The 18,925-nt window shown below is 54.1% G+C and carries 16 protein-coding genes; 11 read left to right on the top strand and 5 right to left on the bottom strand.

Going from position 1 to position 18,925, the window contains the following annotated elements:
- Positions 1–68 precede the first annotated feature (68 nt).
- Complete coding sequence (locus tag GQF03_RS05050; protein ID WP_161338136.1) at positions 69–1,163, bottom strand: PLP-dependent cysteine synthase family protein; 1,095 nt, start codon at positions 1,161–1,163, stop codon at positions 69–71.
- A gap of 497 nt (positions 1,164–1,660) precedes the next feature.
- Here GQF03_RS05050 and GQF03_RS05055 point away from each other — a divergent pair, with 497 nt between their 5' ends.
- The 6 genes from GQF03_RS05055 (at position 1,661) to GQF03_RS05080 (ending at position 8,319) form a co-directional block, all read left to right on the top strand.
- The gene (locus tag GQF03_RS05055) at positions 1,661–2,554 is read left to right on the top strand and encodes a branched-chain amino acid ABC transporter permease (RefSeq protein ID WP_161338488.1); all 894 of its coding nucleotides are present in this window, start codon (positions 1,661–1,663) and stop codon (positions 2,552–2,554) included.
- A 2-nt stretch (positions 2,555–2,556) separates the two neighbouring features.
- Positions 2,557–3,666 (top strand): branched-chain amino acid ABC transporter permease, encoded by a 1,110-nt coding sequence (locus GQF03_RS05060; protein ID WP_161338137.1) that lies wholly within the window; start codon positions 2,557–2,559, stop codon positions 3,664–3,666.
- Positions 3,663–4,421 carry an ABC transporter ATP-binding protein gene (locus tag GQF03_RS05065; protein ID WP_161338138.1) on the top strand — a complete coding sequence of 253 codons (759 nt, stop codon included), beginning with the start codon at positions 3,663–3,665 and terminating at the stop codon, positions 4,419–4,421. Before GQF03_RS05060 ends, GQF03_RS05065 begins: the two co-directional genes overlap by 4 nt.
- Before the next feature lie 2 nt (positions 4,422–4,423).
- Positions 4,424–5,197, top strand: a complete 774-nt coding sequence (locus tag GQF03_RS05070; RefSeq protein WP_161338139.1) for an ABC transporter ATP-binding protein — start codon at positions 4,424–4,426, stop codon at positions 5,195–5,197.
- 24 nt (positions 5,198–5,221) lie between these two features.
- On the top strand, positions 5,222–7,054 hold the full coding sequence (locus GQF03_RS05075; protein WP_206376444.1) for an AMP-dependent synthetase/ligase: 1,833 nt from the start codon (positions 5,222–5,224) through the stop codon (positions 7,052–7,054).
- Positions 7,055–7,125: 71 nt separating this feature from the next.
- Positions 7,126–8,319 (top strand): ABC transporter substrate-binding protein, encoded by a 1,194-nt coding sequence (locus GQF03_RS05080; protein WP_161338140.1) that lies wholly within the window; start codon positions 7,126–7,128, stop codon positions 8,317–8,319.
- 57 nt (positions 8,320–8,376) lie between these two features.
- Here GQF03_RS05080 and GQF03_RS05085 read toward each other — a convergent pair whose 3' ends face one another.
- Genes GQF03_RS05085 through GQF03_RS05095 form a run of 3 tightly spaced genes read right to left on the bottom strand, consistent with a single transcriptional unit; the run spans position 8,377 to position 10,343 of the window.
- Complete coding sequence (locus GQF03_RS05085) at positions 8,377–9,303, bottom strand: aminotransferase class IV (RefSeq protein ID WP_161338141.1); 927 nt, start codon at positions 9,301–9,303, stop codon at positions 8,377–8,379.
- 60 nt (positions 9,304–9,363) lie between these two features.
- Positions 9,364–9,582 carry a hypothetical protein gene (locus GQF03_RS05090; RefSeq protein WP_161338142.1) on the bottom strand — a complete coding sequence of 73 codons (219 nt, stop codon included), beginning with the start codon at positions 9,580–9,582 and terminating at the stop codon, positions 9,364–9,366.
- Entirely contained in the window at positions 9,579–10,343 is a 765-nt protein-coding gene (locus GQF03_RS05095; protein ID WP_206376442.1) for a COG4280 domain-containing protein, read from the bottom strand. Before GQF03_RS05095 ends, GQF03_RS05090 begins: the two co-directional genes overlap by 4 nt.
- A gap of 62 nt (positions 10,344–10,405) precedes the next feature.
- Between GQF03_RS05095 and GQF03_RS05100 the strand changes: the two genes are divergently transcribed.
- The 4 genes from GQF03_RS05100 to GQF03_RS05115 all read left to right on the top strand — a co-directional run bounded on the left by GQF03_RS05100 (position 10,406) and on the right by GQF03_RS05115 (position 15,052).
- A complete protein-coding gene (locus GQF03_RS05100; protein WP_161338144.1) occupies positions 10,406–11,134 on the top strand; it encodes a VOC family protein in 729 nt (242 codons plus the stop codon).
- A gap of 170 nt (positions 11,135–11,304) precedes the next feature.
- Positions 11,305–11,832: a cupin domain-containing protein gene (locus GQF03_RS05105; protein ID WP_161338145.1), complete on the top strand. Its 528-nt coding sequence runs from the start codon at positions 11,305–11,307 to the stop codon at positions 11,830–11,832.
- Positions 11,833–11,983: 151 nt separating this feature from the next.
- Complete coding sequence (locus GQF03_RS05110; protein WP_161338490.1) at positions 11,984–13,735, top strand: adenylate/guanylate cyclase domain-containing protein; 1,752 nt, start codon at positions 11,984–11,986, stop codon at positions 13,733–13,735.
- 150 nt (positions 13,736–13,885) lie between these two features.
- A complete protein-coding gene (locus tag GQF03_RS05115) occupies positions 13,886–15,052 on the top strand; it encodes an acyl-CoA dehydrogenase family protein (RefSeq protein ID WP_161338146.1) in 1,167 nt (388 codons plus the stop codon).
- A gap of 28 nt (positions 15,053–15,080) precedes the next feature.
- Here the strand turns inward: GQF03_RS05115 and GQF03_RS05120 are convergent, their stop codons facing one another.
- Positions 15,081–17,498, bottom strand: coding sequence for a patatin-like protein (locus GQF03_RS05120; RefSeq protein ID WP_161338147.1), 2,418 nt, complete (start codon positions 17,496–17,498; stop codon positions 15,081–15,083).
- A gap of 180 nt (positions 17,499–17,678) precedes the next feature.
- Between GQF03_RS05120 and GQF03_RS05125 the strand changes: the two genes are divergently transcribed.
- On the top strand, positions 17,679–18,896 hold the full coding sequence (locus GQF03_RS05125; RefSeq protein ID WP_161338148.1) for an FAD-dependent monooxygenase: 1,218 nt from the start codon (positions 17,679–17,681) through the stop codon (positions 18,894–18,896).
- The last annotated feature ends 29 nt before the right edge of the window (positions 18,897–18,925 follow it).

Here is an 18,925-nt window from a genome sequence, read left to right on the forward strand (position 1 = left end):
CATAACCGCAACGGCGCCCGATTTCATAAATCAGGCGCCGCCGCGGAAAAAAGTGACATTGTCGGTGTTCAGGCTGCGGGCATATGAAAGCCCGGCGTTGACAAGGAAAGCGCTTTTTCCTCATCCGTCATGTCTTCGACGATATTCTCAAATAATGGCGATGACAGATACCGCTCCCCCGTATCGGGAAGCATGCAGAGGATGACCGATCCCGGTGCTGCCTTTTCCGCAATCTTCATCGCGACGCCGAAAGTCGATCCGCCAGAAATTCCGGTGAAAATCCCTTCCTTCTGCGCCAGCTTTTGCGACCAGTCGATGCCTTCCGCGCCGGCGATCGGGATCAGTTCGTCATAAAAGCCGTTGTCCAGGGCTTCCTGCAGAACCAGCGGAATAAAGTCCGGGGTCCAGCCCTGAATAGGATGGGGTTCGAAGGATGTATGGCCCTCGCTTGGTGAGCCGCTGGCATCCCGCTTTTGCGCAACGCCGCTGCCGACGAGCTGGGCATTGGCCGGCTCCGTCAGGATAATCTTTGTCTCCGGGCGCTCTTTTCTCAATACCCTGGAAACGCCGGTCATCGTGCCGCCGGTGCCATACCCGCTCACCCAGTAGTCCAGGCGATGGCCCTTGAAATCAGCAAGTATTTCGCGCGCCGTCGTGTTCTCGTGAATGAGCGCGTTGTCATCCGTCTCAAACTGGCGGGCTAGGAACCAGCCATTGGCGTCCGCGAGCTCCTTCGCTTTTTGATACATGCCGAAACCTTTGGCCGCTCGCGGTGTCAGGACGACCTTCGCGCCAAGAAAACGCATCAGCTTCCGGCGTTCAATCGAAAAGCTGTCGGCCATCGTGACGACGAGAGGATATCCCTTCGCCGCACAGACCATCGCAAGGCCTATTCCTGTGTTCCCGCTGGTGGCTTCAACCACGGTCTGGCCCGGTTTCAGATCGCCGCGTTTTTCCGCCTGTTCGATAATGGAAATTGCCAGCCTGTCTTTCACCGAAGCGGCCGGATTGAAAAATTCCGCTTTTACATACATCTCGACGCCATCTGGCGCGAGTCTGTTGATGCGGATACAGGGGGTATCTCCGATTGTCTCGACGACGGAATCAAAAAGACGGCCCCGACCTTTTGTGCTTCTTGAGTCACCTTGAGGATTTTGTTGCATTTTCCACTCCCAATTTCAGGTCCGTCGTGTGTGACGGTGCGTCCTGATTACATCCAAATATTAGAAAAGCAGCCTAGACGCAGCCATTTTAAAAAGCAAACGCAACAGGGGAAAACTGGGAGAAAATCTATATGTTTTGCAACTGCCATCACGCGCCGCAACATGCTTCTTACCTAATAAACACCCGGTTGTTTTTTCCGACCACTTTTAACCTTGAGTAAAAGTTTTCCCATGAGGCAATTAAAAAATAAATTCTATACTTCATTAATTCTATTGATAATTAAATAAAAAAACTAAATAATAGATTTTTATTTTAAATCTGAAAAACAGATTTTCCTTATTGCAGTTGCGAACAAAAAAACAACAGAGTTCCCGAAATGTTTTATTGACGCTCATCAAGCAGCCTGCATATACTTCCGCTTCCACCGCATGGGTCCGACACGAAATGCGGCGGGGAAAAATAACTAAAAAAAATCGGACAATAGTGGGAGGCTATCCTGTTTGAGTTTTTGCAGTTAGTCGTCGGAGGTGTGTCAATCGGGTGTATTTACGCCCTTGTCGCTCTCGGTTTCGTCTTGATCTACAAAGCGACAGAGGTCGTCAACTTTGCGCAAGGCGAGTTGATGATGCTCGGTGCTTTTCTCGCCTATACCTTTATTTCAATTCTGGGGTGGAACTACTGGGTTGGTGCCGCGGCGGCAATTATTTGCATGTTTTTCGCGGGCAATCTTGTCGATCGGGTTTTCTTGCGGCCCGTCCTCGGCCAGCCACAGTTCTCAATCGTCATGGTAACCATCGGCTTTGGCTATATGGCCCGAAGCGCCGCTGGCATGATGCCTGGCTGGGGGACCGAGACCTATGCGATCTCTACTCCCTTTTCAAGCGAGGGAATGCAGCTGATTCCGGAATCGATGGGCTCCCTGGTTATCTCGCAGACTGACCTTTCGGTGATTATCGCCACGGTCATTTTATGTGCGGTGCTCTATACCTTCTTCACTCATACGCGGCTCGGTATCGCGATGCAGGCGTCCTCGCAGAACCAGCTTGCGGCCTATTATATGGGGATCCCGGTGAAAGCCGTGTTTTCCATGATCTGGGGGATCAGCGCCGCCGTGGCCGCTGCCGCTGGCATCCTGCTCGCGCCCACCACCCTGATCGATACGAGTATGGGCTTTATCGGACTGAAAGCCTTTCCGGCAGCAGTTCTAGGGGGGTTCGGGTCGATCCCCGGGGCTGTCGTCGGCGGATTGATCATCGGCATTATTGAAACGCTTGCGGGCTTCTACCTGCCGCCCGGCTTCAAGAATGTCGCAGCCTATGTCGTGCTTCTCATCGTATTGGTCGTCCGGCCGCAAGGGCTGTTCGGACAGAAAACCGGAAAGCGAGTTTAAGAATGCGGTTTTTGTTCAAAACAGACTACGATCAGGACATCCGGATCGCGAAGCATTCAGGTTACTACTGGTCTTATGGGTTGTTGCTTCTTGTGGTCATTGCGGCGCCTTTCTTTCTCGAAAGTTATTATATCGGTCAGATGACGCAATTATATATCATCGCGATAGCTGGCGTCGGCCTGATGCTGCTCGCGGGATATACGGGACTGGTCAGCCTCGGCCATGCGGCATTTTTTGGCATAGGCGCCTATACAGAGGCGGTTATGACGGGCAACGGTATTCCGCTTCCCTTCATGGACGAACCGATGGTGTTCTCGTTCCTCGTATCGATGCCGATGGCCGCAATTTTCGCGGCTCTGGCGGGCGTCGTGATCGGCATCCCCGTGCTTCGACTGACGGGTATTTATCTTGCCATTGCGACCTTCGCCTTCGCGATCGTGATCGAGGAAGTGCTCTCGCGCTGGGAAAGTGTCACTAACGGCTATACGGGACTTCTCGTGGAATCGCTCTATGTCGGTGACCTGGAGTTATCGGACGGCCCGCCCTTTTATTTTCTCTGCCTCGGGTTATTGATTCTCGTGATCCTGATGTCGATCAATTTGCTGCGGTCACCGACAGGGCGCGCGATGATGGCCATTCGCGACTCGGAAATTTCCGCGCAAAGCATGGGTGTCAACCTCGCTCGGGTAAAAACGACGGCGTTCGCTTTGAGCGCCGGGGTCACCGGACTTGCCGGCGCGTTGTTCGCCCATAAGCTTGGCTTTCTCTCGCCTGAAAGCTTTACAGTATTTCAGTCTCTCGAGTTGCTGGTGCTTGTTGTCGTCGGTGGGATTGGTTCGCTGCACGGAGCGATTTTCGGTGCCATGTTCGTCCTTGCGTTGCCGCAAGGCCTCGCCATTCTCAAGGACTATCTGCCAACGTCGATTGCCGAAACACCGGGTATGGAGCCATTCATCTTCGGGCTTATTCTGGTGCTTGTGATCATTTTCGAGCCCTATGGCATTTATGGCCGGTGGCTGAAGATAAAACATTATTTCCAGATGTTCCCTGTCTACAAGCGAGCAACCTTTAAACGCCAGAAAGCCTATATGAAGTCGGAACGGTTGAAATGAGTTTATTCAAAGCGGAAAATCTGGCGATTAACTTTGGCGGCGTCAAAGCTGTCGACGGGGTGAATTTCGAGATCGAAAAGGGCGAATGTTTTACGATTATTGGTCCTAACGGGGCCGGCAAGACGACCATTTTCAATCTGATCAGCCGGATCTACGATTCGACAGATGGAACTATGACTTTTGATGGTCAGGACATTACGAAGGTGCCGCCTCATGCCATCGCCAGCCTTGGGATTGCGCGGACGTTCCAGAATATTGAACTGTTCGAGCATGCCACGGTCCTGCAAAATCTTCTTGTTGGCCGGCATTGTCATTCCAGGACGGGCCTATTCTCGGAACTTGCGTTTCTGCCATCCGTCCGCCGGGCGGAAGTTGCGCATCGCGAGAAGGTGGAGGAGGTCATCGATTTTCTTGATCTGCAGCATTATCGGGAAAGCCTTATCTCCAACCTTCCCTATGGCGTCCGGAAGGTTGTCGAACTGGGCCGCGCACTCTGTACCGAACCCAAGCTGATCCTGCTGGATGAACCCTCCTCCGGTCTCAATGTTGAGGAGACGCAGGATATGTCCTTCTGGATCGACGATATCAAAAAGGACCTCGGCATTACTGTCCTGATGGTTGAGCATGACATGAAGCTGGTATCCGAAGTGTCCGACCATGTGCTGGTGCTCAATTACGGTCGGATGCTCGCGCACGGATCGCCGCAGGACGTGCAGAACGACCCCGAAGTGGTCAAGGCTTATCTGGGAGAGTAGTGATGAGTGACACGATCCTGAAAGTCCGGAATATCGAGACATATTACGGCCCGATCATGGCCATTCGGGGCATTTCGCTCGACGTTCGCGATGGCCAGATTGCGACTGTTCTGGGGGCCAATGGCGCCGGTAAGACGACCATCCTGAAAACCATCAGCGGCATTATGGATCCGCAAAAGGGGGTTGTCGAATTCGACGGACGGGAAATCCAGAAACGAGACCCCGACTGGGTGATGCGTCAGGGGATCAGCCATGTTCCGGAAGGGCGGGAGGTGTTCCCCTTCCTGTCGGTTAACGATAATCTGCTGATGGGCGCCTATACACGCAGTGACCGTGACGCGATCGCCAAGGATATTGAGCTTGTCCACAGCTATTTCCCGATCCTGAAAGAGCGCGCAGATCAACCGGCCGGCCAGCTTTCCGGCGGCGAACAGCAGATGCTCTCGATCAGTCGCGCGCTTATGGCACGGCCGAAAGTGATGCTTCTCGATGAACCGAGCCTCGGCCTCAGCCCGCGTCTCGTGAAGGAAATTTTTACCATCATCAAGCGGCTCAATGTCGAACAGGGCATGACGATGCTTCTTGTTGAACAGAATGCCAATATCGCCCTGCATACGGCGGATTTCGGTTATGTTTTGGAAGTCGGCCGGATTGTGATGGAGGATACGACCGAAAACCTTCTGCAGAAAGAGGATATCCGGGAGTTTTATCTCGGGATACAGGACCATGGGGTTCGCGGCAAGCGCCGCTGGAAAAAACGGAAAACCTGGCGTTAGAACAATCTGAGGCTGGAGATAAAAATGAATGCAATGACATATCCCCCGACAGTCATCGACGGTGCCGAAACGACCTGTCAGCTTTTCTGGATTCGCGTCAAGCAGAATGATCAGAAGATCGCCATGCGCGAGAAAGATTTCGGCATCTGGCAGAGCATTACCTGGGCGGAATATGGTGAAAAGGCACGAGCCTGCGGCCTTGGCATGGTGGCGCTTGGACTGAAGCGGGGCGAGACCGTTTCGATATTGAGCGAGAATAATCCGGAATGGCTGTATCTGGATATGGGAACGCTCGGCGTCGGCGGCGTCAGCAATGGTGTTTACACGACGGACAGTTCTAAGCAGGTCGAATATCTCTGCAAGGACTCGCGGACCCGCATTTTCGTGGCGGAGAATGAAGAGCAGCTCGACAAGATCCTGGAAGTTCGTGAACGGCTTCCCGATCTTCTGAAAATCATCGTCCTCGATATGGAGGGCCTTCGTGATTTCAAGGATGACATGGTCATTAGCATCGACAATCTCTACGCAATCGGCGACGAATATCACAAGCAGCATCCGGATTTCTGGGAGGAGCAGATTGCGCTTTCGAAGCCGGAAGATCTGGCGATCCTGATCTATACGTCCGGCACAACCGGGCCGCCCAAGGGCGCCATGATTTCCCATCGCAACTTGATGTTCCAGATTTCCAATCTGACGCCTATTATCGGTTATGGTCCTGAAGACGAGCAGCTTTCCTTCCTGCCGCTTTGCCATGTCGCAGAACGCTCATTCAGCGTTTTTCTGCCGCTTTTTGCAGGGTCCGTGATCAATTTTGTCGAAGGCCCCGACACCGTTCCGGAGAATATCCGCGAAGTATCTCCAACCGTCTTTTTTGCGGTGCCGCGTATATGGGAAAAATTCTATTCCGCGATAACGCTGCAGCTCAAGGAGGCAACCAAGCTTCAGCAATGGGCCTATGGCTGGGCGATCGGCGCGGGATATAAACTGGCCGAGCACAAGTTAAACGGAACGAAGCCGTCGGCATTTGAAAAGTTAAGGTTCTGGCTGGCGGATCAACTGGTGCTGCGAAACATCAAACGGCTGCTTGGCCTGGACCGCGCGCATTATCTTGGATCCGGGGCGGCGCCCATCGCGCCTGATCTGATCAAATGGTATCTGGCGCTCGGGCTTGATATGTATGAGGTATATGGCCAGACGGAGAATACCGGCGTCGCGACAACCAATCTGCCCGACCAGTTCAAGCTGGGTTCCGTCGGCATTGCGGCCCCCAAGACAGAAGTCCGTATTTCGGACGAAGGGGAAATTCTCCTTAAGGGGCCCCATGTATTTCTCGGCTATTTGAACCAGCCGGAGAAGACGGCGGAGACAGTAACGGACGGTTGGCTTCATACCGGCGATGTGGGGTATGTCGACAACAACGGTTTCGTGAAAATCACCGACCGTATGAAGGATATTATCATCACCGCCGGCGGCAAGAACATCACACCGTCAGAGATTGAAAACCAGCTGAAATTCAGTCCCTATATCTCCGATGCCGTGGTTATTGGCGACAAGCGGAAATATCTGACCTGCCTGATCATGATCGATCATGAAAATGTCGAAAAATATGCGCAGGATCTCGATGTGCCGTTCACGAATTTCCAGAGTCTCTGCAAGGCGAAAGAAGTGCTGGACTTGATCCGCGAGGAAGTCGAAAAGGTGAACAAGAATTTTGCTCAGGTCGAAACCATCAAGGATTTTCGACTTATCGAAGAAGTTTTGACGGCGGAGGATGACGAACTGACTCCGACGATGAAATTGAAACGTTCCTTCGTCAATCAGAAATACAAGGGAATGATTGACACGATGTATCAATGACACGGAATTTCTGGAAATTCGAAAAATAGTGTATCATGTTGTTATCAGGGAATAAAATTGGGAGAATAATTATGAAACGGAGAAGTTTTCTACATCTGTCGCTTACGGCGGCGGCGACTGTGGTGGCGGCGTTTGCCGGCTCCATGAGTATCGCTTCAGCGGATCAGGGCATTTATGATGACAAGATTGTCCTGGGTTCGCATCAACCGCTTTCCGGTCCGGTCGCGCTCTGGGGTGTACCAGTGACCAACGGAATGCGTATGGCCGTTGACGAAGCCAATGAAAAAGGTGGCGTAAACGGGCGCATGATTGAACTCATCGTTGAAGATTCTGCTTATCAGCAGAACAAGGCCGCGCAGGCCGGCGACAAGCTGCTCAAAAAGGACAAAGTTTTTGCGCTTGTCGGGGCTCTCGGGACTCCCACCAATATGGTGACCATGCCCCGTGCGCTGAAAATGGGCGTCATGAATATTTTTCCGGTGACCGCCGCGAATGAAATGTATGAGCCCTATCACAAGCTGAAGTTTGGTGGTTTCACGCCGTATAGTGACCAGATGCAGGCCGCAGTCAAATATTTCGTCGAAAACAAGGGGATCAAGAAAATCGGCGTCCTTTATCAGGATGACGACTTCGGCAAGAACGTTTTGCACGGATGCGAGAACCAGGCCAAGGATATGGGCCTTCCGGAAGTCATAAAAACCAACTTCAAGCGTGGCTCAAAGGATTTTTCCTCGCAGATTGCCCAGCTGAAATCTGAAGGCGTAGAACTGGTTTGCCTCGGCACGATTATCGGCGAGACAATCGGCAGCATGGCGACCGCGAAGAAAATTGGTTACGATCCCATCTTCGTTGTCAGCTCTGCCGGTTACGTTCCGGAAAATATCTCGCTGGCCAAGGGCCTGACGGAAGGCCTTTACGGTACCAGCCAGACGCCGATCCCTTACTATGATGAGGCGACCCCGGAAGTGAAGGCCTGGATGGACGACTACAAGAAGCGGTTTGGCGACGATGCTGTTCTGCAGTCCATTGCTGGCTATGACGCGATGAATGTTTTCATCATGGCCCTCGAAAAAGCCGGCCCTGACCTGACCGCGGAGAAAGCTGCGGAAGCGATTGAAAGCATTAAGGATTATCAAAGTATCTTTGGTGGCGCACCCTACAGCTTCTCCGCTGAGGATCATTTGGGCCCGGATGCCCGCAACAGCGCGCGTCTTTCCCAGGTTGTTGGGGATCGATGGAAGCTGATTGGTCCGATCAGCTATTGATCCTGTACATAATGAACTTAGAAAACCCGGCTTTAATGCCGGGTTTTTTTATGCGAACTAACCTTGCGTATTCCTTTCAACAAGCTCTTTATAAAGCTCCCGAATTCGTGCGGTCACAGGCCCCATGCCGTCATGGTCGCCGATTTTCTTTCCGTCGATTTGCGAAACGGGCGTCTGGGCCCCAAAGGTGCCTGTGAGGAAGGCTTCGCTCGCTCCATAGGTATCGACCAACGAATAATTTTTTTCATATACCGGAATATTATTGGCGCGACATAGATCGATGACTTTTTGCCGGGTTACGCCGTTCATGCAGTAGTCTCCGGTTGAGGTCCAGACCTCACCCTTTCGGACGATAAAGAAATTACAGGCGTTTGTCGTGTTCACGAAGCCATGGGGGTCGAGCATCAGTGCCTCATCCGCGCCGGCCTGTTCCGCTTGCAGGCAGGCGATGATGCAGTTCAGTTTTGAATGGGAATTGTATTTTGCATCCTGCGACATGGGGAGACCGCGTACCTGCGGCACTGTGGCAAGTGAAATCCCCTTAGCCTGAAGATGTGTCGCGGGTTTCGAATGCTCCATGATGATAACAATCGTCGGACCCGATTGCGACAGGGCAGGGTGCTGAAACGGTTTGACCTTCACGCCGCGCGTGATCATCAGACGGCAATGCACATCGTGTGTCATGTCGTTTGCGGCGGCGGTTCTGGTCAAGGCATCCAGAATGCCGGCGCGATCCATGCCGATATCAATCGACACGGCTTTGCAGCTATCGAAAAGACGGTCCATATGTTCATCGAAGAAGGCCCATTTGCAGTTATAAAGGCGCATCCCCTCCCACATGCCGTCACCCAGCATAAAGCCTGAGTCATATACGGAAACTCTGGCTTCGTTTCGGGGAACGATCTCGCCATTTATGTAGATTTTGATGTCTTTGTTGCGCGGATCATCTTCCGCGTCGTGGGTTGTATTGCTGTTATCCTTCATCGAGATGTTACCCTTTATATTGGCGCTTCCTTGAATTTGCGAGACGAGTGCGACGGCAGATCAGGGCTTCCCTCTGCGTCTGGCGGCGCGCCAACTGCTTACAAGCAGAATGACGGCGCATCCGACAAACAACAGGGGGGCGGGCCATGCCGGATCACCAATGAGGCTCGGGATCTCTAGAATATCAATGGCGATCCAACCCAGTAGCGCGATCGAAAACCAGACATCGTCGACGAACAGGGAGAACAATTCAGCCGCGGCAGATTTCAACCAGGTCATGCGACATCTCCTGTTTTTTCCACGCTTCGGGCAATTTGAACAGCCGCCCAGGCCGCGACCGCAAAGCCGGCGATCAGTCCTATAATCGACAGGTCCTCCCCCGGCCAGGAAAGACCCGCCCCTTCGCCAATCCAGAACACGCCGAAGCCGGACAAAAGAATCCCCACAAAAAGCTTGAGAGCATTTTCCGGCACCTGCGCCAGCGGTTTATGGATCGCTATGCCGGCAACGATAACCAGAAAAAGGGCCGCCCCTGCGCCCGCCGCCGCGGGAACAAGCGCCTCGCCGGTCGCGCCGACCGCTATGACGATGAAAATAACCTCCAGCCCTTCAAGGAGTACCGCCTTGAAACTGGTTACCAGCGCAATGGGATCCCAATTCCCTGTCGCTGCCTTGTCCAATTGCATATGCTTCGTTTCATTTGCGAATATTTTTGTTTCATCGTGAAGGGGCAGAACGCCGGCGGACCGTAAAACAGCTTTGCGCAGCCACCGCATGCCGAACAGCAGCAGCAGGGTTCCCACAATGAGCTGAAGCCAGCCAAGGGGTAATCTTGCCAATAACGGGCCGGCCACGATCACCAGTATGCAGAGGAGTATCCCGCCCGCAGCGGCGCCGATCAGCGCCGGCCGCCATCCGCGAACCGTGCCGACGGCTAGAACGATTGTCAGTGCTTCGACGAATTCGACGATTGAGGCCAGAAAGGCGGCCACTGCCGCAGTTGCCGTCGACGGGTCGGTTATCCAGGAAATAATATGCATTACGGGCGCCATTCCATGAGATAAAATACGACTATACCTCATATAAAAAATTGGAGCCAACCATGGAACTTGCGAAATCACATCTGGATATCGGTCTTTTCACCAATAACCGGGAAAAGATGTTGGCTTTCTGGCAGGGAAAAGTTGGCCTCGCATTCGACCATCTTGGCAAGCTCGGCGGGGGCGTGCATCAGTTGCGGCATTTTCTTGGCGACGGACCGGCTGGCCCCATTCTTAAGATCAATGACTCCCGCAATCCCTTGCCGGCCGCCCCACCCAGCGGTTACCGCGAACTTCTTATCGCGCGGGAGGAAGTTTCCGTTCCCCAAACACTTGTCGATCCCGATGGCAACCGGCTGGCGCTGGTGCCGCCCGGATATTGCGGTGTCGGAGGAATTGGCATGCGGATGGGTGTGCGGAGCCTGGCAGCGTTTGAAGATTTCTATGGCCGTATTCTCGGGTTGCCGAAAGTTCCCGTCGCAGACGGTCCCGTCTTTGCCTGCGACGATAGCGTGATTTTGGCCTTTCACGATTCCGATGCAAGCGGCGACGCCGTCCAGTTTGCACAAGGTTACAGATACCTGACGGTACAGATATTTGACGCGGATCATGAGTATGAGACGGTGCTTCAGCGCGGTGGGAGTGGCGGCATGGCGCCGAAGACACTTGGCGCAACTGTCCGCTACGGCTTCATCCGTGACCCAGATGGAAACTGGATCGAACTTTCTCAGCGAGCGACCCTGACAGGTTCGATTGCCTCGTCAAAGGGCGCGACGGGGGAAAACGGGTGACATAACATGGCATTCCCCGGCTCTCTTGTCGCCATTACCAGCCTTCCCTTCGAATGCCGCATCAGCAGATCATAATATAATTGATATGTGTCAATTCTTTTGCCAGTTTGAATGCAACGGCGGGAATTTAAACCTTTCGCCGACTAAAAATAACAGGGAGTAAATGAGAGATGGATCACGGATTTGAACTAAGACGCATCGTCACCGGCCACAATGATAAAGGTCGATCGATTGTCACCCTGGATGGCCCGCCCAGTCGGCGTATCGGGAACCTCCGCGATATCTGGAATGAAGCCGGGCATGCTGTTAACAGTACGAATATTGAAGATCGCGGCGCGCACCCGGTTACCCTGTCACCGGTTCCGGGAGGCAGCAATTTCCGCTGGTTTATGGTTCCGCCCGCAGATCCCTCTCTTAGTGAAGAAGAATATGCGCGGGTCGTGAAAGAAAGATTCGCGGCCATGGGTGCCGCGCACGAGCAGCCGGATACATCCCGCCATCCGGCCATGCATAAAACAGAGACGATAGATTATATTATCCTCCTGTCGGGCAATGTGACCCTGTTGCTCGACGACGATGAACGGGATCTCAAACCCTATGATGTCGTTGTCCAGCGCGGCACCAACCATGCATGGGTCAACAAGGGGACTGAGCCCGCGCTCCTGTGCGCCATACTGATAGATGCCGACGTCAAGTAGAAGGGCGCGCGGAAACACCGCGTGAAACGTAGTTTCCGGTTCCTAGTACCTGCAATATTCGTTATAATGGATATTCGTTTTGTGGGGGGCGTCGTAGATGCGCCAAGAACCGTTTGACGATGTCAACGCCCTGCGAAATAAGGAAAGCTCCATGGACACTGTTGTGAATACGCAGAAACTGGCAGCCATACTTGCGGCTGACATGGTGGGCTATAGCCGCTTGATGGGAGAGGATGAGAAGGGCACGCTAGCGCGCCTTAAAACCCACCGCCTCGAACTGATCGATCCGGCATTGGAAAAGAACAATGGCCGCATTATCAAAACCACCGGCGACGGCATGCTGGTCGAATTTACGACCGTCGTCGATGCGGTGCAGGCGGCTATCGAAATCCAGCGCCGGATGGCGAAACGCAATTCGGATGTCCCGGCAAACCGGCGGATCGAATTTCGGATCGGCATCAATCTCGGTGATATTATATTCGAAGATGGCGATATTTTTGGCGATGGTGTCAATATAGCTGCTCGGCTCGAAGCTCAGTCGGATGCCGGCGGCATCTGTATCTCCCGAAGCGTCCATGATCAGCTTGGCAACAAGCTGGACGTCGCATTTGAAGACATGGGATCGCTGGATCTCAAGAATATCGGGCGGCCGATACAGGCGTTTCGTGTCCTGATAAACAGCTCGGGCGGGTCCCCTTCCGAACAAACAGCTGCTGAGCAGGAAGCCGATAAGCCCTCTATTGTCGTCCTGCCGCTTCTCAATATGAGCGGCGATCCGGAACAGGAGTTCTTCACCGATGGCCTGACGGAGGATATCCTGACGGAGCTGTCCCGCTTTCGGGACCTGATTGTGATCTCACGGACATCCTCCTTTGCCTATAAGGGAAAAAACGTCAGCGTCCAGACGGTTGCCCAGGAGCTGGGCGTGCGTTATGCGCTGGAGGGGAGCGTCCGAAAGGCGGGAAATCGTGTGCGGATCACCGTGCAGCTGGTCGATGCGATTGCGGACAAGCATATCTGGGCGGAGAAATATGATCGCGATTATGAAGATATTTTCGCCATCCAGGATGAGGTAACGTCGGCGATTGTGGCGACGCTTCCATCCCGGATGGAGGCCGCCACCCAGGAGCGGGCACAACGGAAAAGACCCGAGAATCTTGCTGCCTATGAATGCCTTTTGACGGGAAAGCGGCTTCATCACCGATCCAACCGCGAGAGCAACAAACAGGCGCTGGAAATGCTTGGGCGGGCCATCGCACTCGATCCGAATTACGCCCATGCCCATGCATGGAGGGCGTGCGTTCTGGGGCAGGGATGGGCGCAGAACTGGTATGAGGATAGCGATGCAACTATGCTTGAAATTCAGTCGGAGCTCGAAAAGGCGCGGGCGCTGGACGACGAAGACAGCGACGTGCACCGCATTCTCGCTGCCGCCAATCTCATACAGAATGAGTTTGACAAGGCGGTATATCACCAGAACCGGGCCGTATCTCTTAATCCCAATGACGACCTGATTGTCGTGCAGATGGGGGAAATGCTCTCCTGGACGGGCCAGCCGGATGAAGGCGTGAAATGGATAAAGAAGGCGATGCGGCTTAATCCGTACTTCCCGGAACGGTTTTGGAATCATCTCGGTCGGGCGCAGTTCATCGGACATCATTACGAGGACTCGCTCAATTCCTTCCGTCAGCTCTCGACGCCTGATCATACTCACCACGCCTTTATGGCGGCGAACTATGCCTATCTTGGCGATATGGTGGCGGCCAAGGGATATGCGAACGAGGTCATGCGGCTTAATCCTGATTTTACGATCACGAGCTATATGGATACCCTGCATTACAAGCATGACGCGGATGCGGATCATCATCGCGAGGCGCTTGTCAAAGCCGGTTTGCCTGAGTAAACCGCGACCCGCGGTGCCGGCCAAATCCTCCGACCGTTCATTGTCATTGATAATTTCCTCGATTGGTCCGACAATATCCGGATTGACCCCCATGATTGCGGGGTTGGTTAAGCTCAACAATAAAAGGCGGATAACGCCGGGAGGACGGAAATGAGCGTCGACTTCACACCCGAACAACAGCAAATCAAGGACAGCGTTAGTCGGCTGTGCCGCAAGTTTGACGACAACTACTGGCTGGCGAGGGATCGGGATGGTGAATTTCCCGAGGAATTCTGCAGGGCGATCGCTGATGAGGGTTGGATGGGCATTGCCATGCCCGAGGAGTATGGCGGCGGCGGGCTCGGTATCTCGGATGCCGCTGTCATGGTCCAGGCGATAACCGAATCTGGCGCCGCCAATGCCGGTTTTGCCGCCATCGCCATCGGGATTTTCGGCCTTAACCCGGTCGTGGTGTTCGGAACGGAGGAACAGAAAAAGCGATGGCTGCCGCCGATCATCAAACGGGAGGACATCGCCTGTTTTGCGGTGACGGAACCGAATACTGGGCTTGACACCACGCGCCTGAAAACACGAGCGATCCGCGACGGCGATGGCTATATCATCAAGGGCGAAAAAATCTGGACATCGACCGCGCTGCAGTCGAATAAGATGCTGCTGATTGCACGAACCAAAAGCGAGGAAGAAACCGAGCGGCCGATTGACGGATTATCCCTTTTTTATACGGATCTAAACCGCGACTATGTGGAAATCAGGCCGATTGACAAGATGGGTCGGAAATGTGTCGATTCAAACCAGCTTTTCATAGATGGCCTTCCCGTCCCGAAAGAAGATCTCATCGGGGAGGAAGGGAAGGGCTTCCGGTATCTTCTGCATGGTCTGAATGCGGAAAGGATCCTGATCTCGGCGTCGATGGTCGGTCTTGGACGTTGCGCGCTCAACCGCGCGGCCAACTATGCGCGGGAGCGCGTGGTGTTCGGTCGGCCGATCGGGATGAACCAGTCGATCCAGCATCCGTTGGCGCAATCCTGGGCGGAGCTTGAAGCGGCCAATCTCATGGCCTTCCGGGCGGCAGGCCTATATGATGCCGGCAAGGAATGTGGTCTTGAAGCCAATGGGGCAAAATATCTGGCGGCAGAGGCGGCTTTCAAGGCCTGCACCAATGCCGTTATGACTCATGGCGGCATGGGATATGCCAAGGAATTTCATGTGGAACGATATTTGCGCGAATCCCTGATCCATCGTCTGGCGCCGATCAGCCCGCAGCTTATCCTCAGCTACCTCGCGGAACGGGCGCTCGACCTGCCAAAATCCTATTAGGTACTGCGGGCGGCAAATTGTTGCGCTGTCATTTTTTACCGGACTCTCGCCGCGACAGTTCTTCTGCAAGGCGCGTGAATTCGTCGGGGATCGACAGTTTGTTCTTTTCAGAGTCAATAATCGACCGGAAAATTCTGGTTTTCAATTCGTCAATTTTATCATGGCAGGCGTTTCGGTTGTCCTTGGGAATCGCGGAACAGACAATATCTATCAGTCGCTCGGCGCCATGAAGCCGCCCCCAGAGATAATCGTTTTCCCGGATAAGGCGGCTGAAGAAACCTGCAAAGCCTTCGAAGGCAAGCCCTTTCAGCGTCACATGCTTTCCGCCGCCCCGTAGCCCCGTCGCATCCAGCGGGCTGATCCGGTCGATACGGATTTCATCGAATTCACCTATATTGCGCCAGTTGGTGATCGAGAAAGTCAGAACGTCCCAATAGGCGTAGCCGATATACGAATGTAGAAGCGCGCGCCGGATCGTTCGGTCTGCCGCGGCCCCCCGATTGCTGCACAGCAGATCCTCGACGGCGACGCAGGTTTGTCCCAAACTCATCTGGCCGTTCAACCATTCCACTATGTTGTCGAAGGCGCCAAAGCATTCTTCTTCTTCCGCCGAGAACAGAGATCTTGCGGATTCGCGAATTTTCCCCCGAAGCTCCGTATCCATAAAGCTTCCGTCGTTAAAGGGCTGCAAAGTATCGAGAATTTCGTACAGGCTCCGCTTTACGATGTTAAGGTCCGCGGCACTCACATCCTTGAAGTCGCTTTCCAGCCGGGCATATAGTTCGTTGAGGCTGCGAATAACGAAGCGGATGCGTCGGTCACGAAACCCAAGGTCAAAATGATCTAGAAATTTGAGCCAGGCGGGGCTGCTGCCTTCGGGCGCCGGTCCCTGAATTTCCCGCCGAGTTATTTTCTTGTTGTCGGCCCAGTTGCGAAACCTCTCTTTCAACTGATGCGACCGGCGGCTTTCCGCGGCGATGTCAAGCGCGCTGCAGACAAGCTCGAACACATAGTCGAGCGTCGCCTCGATCTTGAGGTCAAGATAGCCTTCGTAGAAAAGCCCCACCTCGGAGGCAACCGATCGATGGGCCCTTTTTCGCGCATGTCTTACCGCCTCGGGGCCTTCGTCGGCTGCTTCTTCGGCGATGGCGGCAATCGCGGAGTCAATGCGCGGGCGGGCAGATTCCATCATCAGCTTTACCCGCCGTATCCTTTCATTATAGCTGCCGATAAAGGCGAGATCGTCGCGGATTGGCTGATTGCGCGGTAGTGTGGAGAGGGAGCCGAGCAGTGTAATCAGGAATTTCGGCATTTCCCGGTTGGCCGGTTGCTGTTCCTCATCCGGGTTCGGGTCGATATAGATCAGGCGGCGATCGATATCGCGAAACGCTACCTGTTGCTTGATGGCGCCGATCGCCGCCGAAAACGGCTTGTTGTCGAGGACGCCGCCATCAATGAAATGGGCGGTTTCCGGATTTATGTCCTGCTGCAGATAGGCCGCGAAATTCTTCTTGATAAAGCTTGTTCTGGCGGGCCAGGAGCGATTTTTGGACGAGAGAAGGGCGTCAAGTTCGGTAAGCGTCGCCGGCGGAAATGCCCCCGGGTAGGAGGATGTGGCGCGGGCAGCGAAAATGAGACCAGGAAGATGATCCCGATCAAACTCACTGACCATGCCGGTCGACGCGCTGACGTAGTCATATTTCAGGAGAAGTCGGTGTTCGCGCTCACTGACGATGGCGGGATCATGAAGCCGCATTGCCTGCTGGTGACCATAAAAGTCCGTTACGGTCACAAATAGGTGCAGATGCTGACCTGCCGGAATCAGGCTTCGCGTGGGTGTCTTTCCGCCGTCCATTTTGTCGATCGAACGGAAAAACATGTCCGAGACAATAGGCCCGTCGAACGGTGGCTTGAACCAGCGAGAGCGCAGGAACATCGAGATTTTCCGCCGCATCTCGGGATCGGGCGCGACCTCGTCCAGTTTCAGCCGGGAGAAGGTATTGATGAAGGGTACGAGCACGGCTTTCGACCATGTGCCGGCCCTGACCTCATCGCTCATCAGAAATTCCACATCCGCCTCATCCAGCCAGGCCCGGGTGACCGGCTCGAGATCGAGGTCGTGAGCAATCGCGCGCGAGAGCGTGACGCCATTAATTCCCCCGGCGGAGGCGCCCGCCATGATATCGACGATGACCCGCAGGTCCATATGCTCCCCGATCATCTTGAACAAGTCGAAGTAGATTTCCTCACTGTCCACATCATCACCGCGTTCGGGCGCGATGTCCCCGTAGTTCTTCGTTTGTCTCTCACTGTTGGAGGGAATGGCGTGATAGGCGGCGGAGGCGCGCAGGAGCTTCAGGATTTCCTTGGTAATGCCATGCATATAGATGGCCAGAGACGCACCGCCGTAACATACAAGGGCGAGTCGTAATTCTTTTTCCTTCATTGAAGCCCCCCGAACCCCATGCGCGAAGTGTAACGGATTATCCGGTCAGCAGACACTAAATTTTCATACATTACATTACCGCTCTGCGGCTTTTCTCTTGTTGTTTTTGATCAAGTCTGCAAGGCTTGTGTTCAAGCGCTTCCAAAGAATAACACGGAGCAAATCCGGAGGGAGGATAACATGCGTGTCTTGATGATTGGCTGCGGCATAGCAGGGGCGGCTCTTTCGCTCACGTTGCAGCGGGCGGGTATTTCCCATTTGATACTGGAGCAGGCCGCAAAATTATCCGAGGTCGGCGCCGGGTTGCAACAGAGTCCGAACAGCATCCGGGTCCTTGAGTATCTTGGTTTGAAGGACGAGCTTTCGCGTATCGGCGTTCCGCCGCAGGCACATCTTTTCAAGGATTATAAAAGCGGGGAGGTATATCTCAAGACGCCGCTGATGCCAAAAGTCGAGGAATTTTTCGGCGCGCCCTACTATCATGTCCATCGGGCGGACCTTCTCGATATCATGGTGAAAGCCATGGAACCTGAAAATATCCGCCTGAACAGCAAAGTAGTTGCCGTCAAGGAAAATGCCGACGGTATTGAAGTCCACTTGAGCGACGGAACGGTTGAGAAGGGGGATGTTCTGATTGGCTCGGACGGGCTTCACTCTCTGGTTCGTGAGACCTTTTTCACTCCCGAAAAACCGCGGCCTTCCGGCTGTGTTGCCTGGCGCGGGCTCGTGCCGGTGGACGTCGCCCGCGATTTGGGGTTTGAGCAGAATTCCTATGTCTGGATGGGACCGCACCGGTCTGCGGTGCTCTACTATGTTTGTGGCGGCGATCTTTTCAACTGGGTCGGAATTGGGCCCTATAATGACAATGCAAAGGAATCCTGGTCGCAAACGGGGTCGCGGGATGCGGCACTCAAGGAATATGACGGATGGCATGAACAGATCCGGGAGCTTATTGCGGGCACGGAAAGCCTCTTCATGACGAACATGATCGATCGTGAACCGCTTGACCGATGGGTGACGGACAGGGTTGCGCTGATGGGCGACGCGGCGCATGCGATGATGCCCTATCATGCGCAGGGGGCCGGACAGAGCATCGAAGATGCCTGGGTGCTCGGCCGCTGCCTGGAGATGTCACAGAACGACATCGCCGGCGCCCTCAAGAAATATGAAGGATTACGCCTGGACCGGGCAAACCGTGTACTCCTGCAATCTCGTGCGGCGGAGCATCTCTTTCATATGACGGACCCCGATGAGATCGCGCGGCGCAACGCCCGTTTCGCCCGCCATCAAAAGGAAGATCGGGATGGCTTTCCCATCGGTCAGCGCTGGCTTTTTTCCTATGATGCGGAAAAAGCAGTACTGGGAACAGACGACGAATGGCGCCAACTGGCATGGTAGGCGTAACACTTAATTAAAACCAAAGAAGA

The sequence above is a fragment of the Sneathiella chungangensis genome, from assembly GCF_009882935.1.
In the GTDB taxonomy this organism is placed as follows: domain Bacteria; phylum Pseudomonadota; class Alphaproteobacteria; order Sneathiellales; family Sneathiellaceae; genus Sneathiella; species Sneathiella chungangensis.

What these genes read in the sequence shown, in the direction of transcription:
- GQF03_RS05050 (WP_161338136.1), bottom strand. Translation starts at nt 1,163, where the DNA reads ATGCAACAAAATCCTCAAGGTGACTCAAGAAGCACAAAAGGTCGGGGC.
- GQF03_RS05060 (WP_161338137.1), top strand. Translation starts at nt 2,557, where the DNA reads ATGCGGTTTTTGTTCAAAACAGACTACGATCAGGACATCCGGATCGCG.
- GQF03_RS05065 (WP_161338138.1), top strand. Translation starts at nt 3,663, where the DNA reads ATGAGTTTATTCAAAGCGGAAAATCTGGCGATTAACTTTGGCGGCGTC.
- GQF03_RS05070 (WP_161338139.1), top strand. Translation starts at nt 4,424, where the DNA reads ATGAGTGACACGATCCTGAAAGTCCGGAATATCGAGACATATTACGGC.
- GQF03_RS05075 (WP_206376444.1), top strand. Translation starts at nt 5,222, where the DNA reads ATGAATGCAATGACATATCCCCCGACAGTCATCGACGGTGCCGAAACG.
- GQF03_RS05080 (WP_161338140.1), top strand. Translation starts at nt 7,126, where the DNA reads ATGAAACGGAGAAGTTTTCTACATCTGTCGCTTACGGCGGCGGCGACT.
- GQF03_RS05085 (WP_161338141.1), bottom strand. Translation starts at nt 9,303, where the DNA reads ATGAAGGATAACAGCAATACAACCCACGACGCGGAAGATGATCCGCGC.
- GQF03_RS05090 (WP_161338142.1), bottom strand. Translation starts at nt 9,582, where the DNA reads ATGACCTGGTTGAAATCTGCCGCGGCTGAATTGTTCTCCCTGTTCGTC.
- GQF03_RS05095 (WP_206376442.1), bottom strand. Translation starts at nt 10,343, where the DNA reads ATGCATATTATTTCCTGGATAACCGACCCGTCGACGGCAACTGCGGCA.
- GQF03_RS05100 (WP_161338144.1), top strand. Translation starts at nt 10,406, where the DNA reads ATGGAACTTGCGAAATCACATCTGGATATCGGTCTTTTCACCAATAAC.
- GQF03_RS05105 (WP_161338145.1), top strand. Translation starts at nt 11,305, where the DNA reads ATGGATCACGGATTTGAACTAAGACGCATCGTCACCGGCCACAATGAT.
- GQF03_RS05110 (WP_161338490.1), top strand. Translation starts at nt 11,984, where the DNA reads ATGGACACTGTTGTGAATACGCAGAAACTGGCAGCCATACTTGCGGCT.
- GQF03_RS05115 (WP_161338146.1), top strand. Translation starts at nt 13,886, where the DNA reads ATGAGCGTCGACTTCACACCCGAACAACAGCAAATCAAGGACAGCGTT.
- GQF03_RS05120 (WP_161338147.1), bottom strand. Translation starts at nt 17,498, where the DNA reads ATGAAGGAAAAAGAATTACGACTCGCCCTTGTATGTTACGGCGGTGCG.
- GQF03_RS05125 (WP_161338148.1), top strand. Translation starts at nt 17,679, where the DNA reads ATGCGTGTCTTGATGATTGGCTGCGGCATAGCAGGGGCGGCTCTTTCG.